Genomic DNA, 4,170 nt, shown 5'->3' with positions numbered 1-4,170 from the left:
GCGTACCGGTCGTGGGAGGGCGGGATGCGGTGGGCCGGGCCGGTACTGTCGCCCCGGCCCGGGTGGCGGACGGCCGTCGGCGTGTCGGCCGTGGTGCTCGGCTGGGCGGGTCTCACGGTGCTGCCGCCCGCGCTGGACGTCTCCTTCACGGCGGCTGTCGCGTCGCAGTCGGTCCTGGTCGCGGGGGTTCTGATCGTGGCGGTGGCCGCGCTGCGCCGCGGAACGCCCGGGGTGGCGCCGGCCGCGGGCGTGTGTGGCTCGGTCGGTGCGGTGGGTGTCGCGTTGCTGTCGCTGGGCTCGGAGCCGGCCACCTACGCGGTGTTCGGTGCGCTGCTGATGATGTTCGCGGGTGCCGCGACGGCGCTGGACGGGCCGCCCGAGGACTCGTCGCGTACGCCGGTACTGCGGAGTGTGCAGGCGGTGGTGGTGTGCGCGGCGGTGGTGTGCGCCGGGGTTCTGGCCCTCGCGTTCGGTGCGTCGCTGGGGCTCGCGTCGTACGAGGCGGCGCCCGTGATGCTCGTCGTCCCCGCGATGACGGCCGGTCTGGGTGCGCGGCTGAGAGCGCACGCGGTGGCTCTGCCGCTCGAACTGACCGGCGGCGCGGTGGGCCTGGCCGCGATCGTGGCGGCGGTGGAGGACCCGCCGTTCCTGGCGCTGGTGCTGGCTCTGTGCGGGGTGCTGGCCGCGGCGACGGCGCTGCGCCCTGAGCGGCGGGAGGCGGCCGGATACCTGGCTACGGCGCTCTTCGTCCTGGCGTCCTGGGTGCGGCTGTCGGCGTCCGGGGTGTCGTCCCCGGAGGCGTACACGCTGCCGGTGACCGTGCCGGCGCTGGTGATCGGTGTGCTGCGCCGTCGTCGTGATCCCGCCGCGTCGTCGTGGACGGCGTACGGGGCGGGCCTGGCGGTGACACTGGTGCCGTCGCTCCTCGCCGCCTGGGGCGATCCGCACTGGCTGCGGCCGTTGCTGCTCGGCGTGGCGGCGCTGGTGATCACGCTGCTGGGGGCGCGCTTGCGGCTCCAGGCGCTGCTGGTGCTGGGCGGGGCGGTGCTGGCGCTGGACGCGTTGCACGAGCTGGCGCCGTATGTGGTGCAGGTGGTGGGCGCGATGCCGCGCTGGGTGGCTCCGGCGCTGGCCGGGGTGCTGCTGCTTGCGGTGGGGGCGACGTACGAGAAGAGGCTGCGGGACGCCCGGCGGCTGCGGGACGCCCTGGGCCGGATGCGGTGACCCGCACGCCGGCCCGGGGCGCCCGCGCGTGCCTCAGGCCGGCATGCGGTCGCCGACCAGGGCGAGGTTCTCGATGGCGGCGAGTCCGTACAGCGCGGTGTCGTTGGTGTACACCCAGTTGGCCTCGCTGCCCGGGACGGTGGTGACCGGGCCGCTCACCTTCTCGGTCTTCCAGGGGGCGGATTCCTTGTAGCCGTCACTGTTGTAGAACTTCTCCCAGGCACGGGCGGCGAGCTTCTCGTCGCCCGTCTGCACGGCCGCGTACGCGTCCATCCGGGAGTGGCCCTGGAAGAGCAGCAGGGAGCCGAAGTTGGAGCCGTAGCGGGCGGCCTGCTCGGTCTTGCTCGCGTTGAAGTAGCGGCAGTAGTCGAGGTACGCCTCCTTGAACTTCGGCATGTCGATCAGGCCGATCAGTTCGGCGCACAGTTCGTTGAGGCCGAAGACTCCGGACAGGTGGGAGACGCTGACGACGGGTTCGGTGGCGACGGCGAACCGGCCGGTGTCCAGGTCGTAGAGACCGCTGCCCTGGACGAATCCGTTGGGCTGGGCGGCGATCGTCTCCATGGTGCCGAGCACCCGGGCCTTGGCCTTCTCGGCCTGCGGTCCGCCGCGCTCCCATTCGGTGAGCCAGGCGGAGACGAGTCCGCTCCAGTCGGTGCCGAAGCCGACGGACAGGGCGTGGCGGTCGGGGGTGTAGGGCTCGGTGCGGATCTTGCGGAGCGGGTCGAGGCCGAGGAAGGTCTCGTCGGAGTCGACGTTGGCGCGCATCAGGTCGCCGACGCGTTCGTCCGCGGTGAGGAAGTAGTAGAAGCGCCGGTAGGTGGTGTTGGCGATGCGTTGCTGCTTGGCGCTGTCGGCGTAGTGCTGGACGCCGTGGCGGGTGCCGAGGCCGGCCCAGTCGCCGAGGTGGTAGACGTCGACCTCGCCGGTGTGGCGGGTCATGGCCTCGGCGAAGCGGAAGATGTCGGCGCGTCCGGAGCGCAGGTAGGCGTACCAGAGCCAGAGGTCGGGCGAGAGTTCCGAGTTGTCCCAGGCGTAGCCGCCGACGTCGTAGCGCCACTGGTGCCGGGCGGGGTCGTACGAGTGCATGATGTCGCCGTAGTCCCAGAAGCCGTACCAGCGGCGCATCTCGACCTGGTCCTTGTAGTACGTGAACAGGAAGTCCAGGTGGTCCTCGATCTTCGCCTTGGCGGGCGTGGAGCGGTCGACCGGCGAGAAGAGTCCGCCGAAGACGCCGGCGCCGACGAGCTGGGAGGGCGGGGCGACGAGCTGCGGGAGCGTGCGCACGGTGCGGGTCTGCTGGGCGAGGGCCTCGGCGCTGGGGGTGGAGTCGTTGGCCCAGAAGACGAGTTCGCTGGTGCGGGCGATGCCGTACGGGGTGCCGAACCCGGGCTCGTAGTCCTCGTAGGTGATGTTGAGGCCTTCGAGCTGTTCGGGATACGTGTCCTGGCCGAGGCCGTCGTGGTAGAAGCGCAGGTCCATCGGCTCGGCCTCGGGCGACCAGAGCCAGAGGGTGACTTCGGCGGCGTCGGTGTCGGCGCCGCGGATGTCGAGCTGGGCGGGGAACTTCTCCCAGAAGTCGCGCAGTCCGAAGGAGAGCCCGCCGCTCGCGCCGCCCACGTACCCGAAGCCGGAAGCGCGTCGTCCGCCGCCCGCCGCGATCCAGCCGTGGCCCTTCTTGGTGCGCTTGCGCAGCGAGAAGCCGTCGGCGGAGAGCTGGCTGAGGGTGTAGTCGCCCCAGGTGGGGATGAGCGGCAGGCGCGTGGTGACGCGCTGGTCCCAGGTGGCCGGGTCGGGCAGTTTCGTGCCCTCGAACTGGGCTGCCTGGACGGCGGCTCCGGGGTCGCGGCGCAGTCCGGTGATGCCCTTGACGGCTTCGCGCAGCATGCCGGTCTCGTCACCGCCGATGCGGATGTGGCGGTCGTACGTCTCGTCGCGCAGGGGGACGGTGAAGCGGACGCCGAGGCCGCGGATGAAGTCGCCGCTCGCCTTGCCGGGTTCCTGGGTGCCGTCGAAGGTGATGGTGTGCATCATGCGGAACGACTCGGCGCCCGCGTAGAAGTAGAGCCGGACGGAGAACGGCAGCCAGGAGCGGTTGCCGTGGCGGTGCTTGCCGTCGATCCGGACGACGGCGCGGACGGGCCCGCTCTGCTCCACCTCGGTTTTGCTGATGGCGCTCTCGAAGCGTTCGTACTTCTCCTGTCCCTGGTCGCCGTCCTCGATCTCGCCCTGGCGGATGAGGACGAGGCGGCCGTTCTTCGCGATCTCGGTGGAGCCCCGGGTGAGGGAGGTGACGAGCGAGGAGCCGGTCTTGCCGATCTTCGCGGTGATGACTCCGGTGGAGACGGTGATCGAGCCGCCGCTGTTCTTGACCGTCACCTTGTGGGCGGCGGTGGCGGGTTCGCCGGTGGTGAGGGTGAACTTCTTGGCGGCACCGGCCTCGGGGCCGACCGCGTGGGCGGTCCACTTCAGGGAGCCGTCGGGCCATTTGGCGGTGGCCCAGGTCTGGACGGGGATGTCCTTGCCGTCGGCGGTGGCGAGGGCGAACTTCTGGTCGGCCGGGTAGCGACCCTTGGCCCAGGGGACGCCGAAGGTGGATCCGGGCGAGGCGCCCAGGCCGTCCTCCTCCAGCCAGGTGATCTCGACGGGGCCCTCGTCGGCCTTGCCGGTGGCGGCGGCCGCCTGCTGGGCGGGGTCGTTCAGCGCCCAGGAGAAGGTCGTGGCGGCGCCGGCGACGGCGGCTGCCTTGAGGACGGTACGGCGGGGGATCGGGGACATCACGGCTCCAGTTCGTGGCGAGAATGGGCATGACTGATCGCACGCTGACGCGTGGTGGGAGGTGGTGCGGTGGGTGGGGCCGGCCGTCGGCTCAGCGTCGGTCGGCGGCGACCGCCGCGGCAACCGCTCCTGGCTGCCGTTCTCCGTCCGGCTCTACTTCTACGCGGG

At 71.7% G+C, this 4,170-nt stretch carries 2 protein-coding genes; one reads left to right on the top strand and one right to left on the bottom strand.

Annotated features, from left to right (window positions below; all coding sequences use genetic code 11):
- Positions 1 to 1,224: SCO7613 C-terminal domain-containing membrane protein (locus tag EAO72_RS40550; RefSeq protein ID WP_410090561.1), on the top strand; the 1,224-nt coding region annotated here is incomplete at its 5' end.
- A 33-nt stretch (positions 1,225 to 1,257) separates the two neighbouring features.
- Here EAO72_RS40550 and EAO72_RS40545 read toward each other — a convergent pair.
- Positions 1,258 to 4,002 (bottom strand): exo-rhamnogalacturonan lyase family protein, encoded by a 2,745-nt coding sequence (locus EAO72_RS40545; RefSeq protein WP_148022398.1) that lies wholly within the window; start codon positions 4,000 to 4,002, stop codon positions 1,258 to 1,260.
- Positions 4,003 to 4,170: the final 168 nt, after the last annotated feature.

Source organism: Streptomyces sp. OR43 (assembly GCF_008042275.1).
GTDB lineage: Bacteria > Actinomycetota > Actinomycetes > Streptomycetales > Streptomycetaceae > Streptomyces.
Note: the sequence above shows the minus strand (reverse complement) of the source record. Positions and strands in the feature narration are given on the sequence as shown.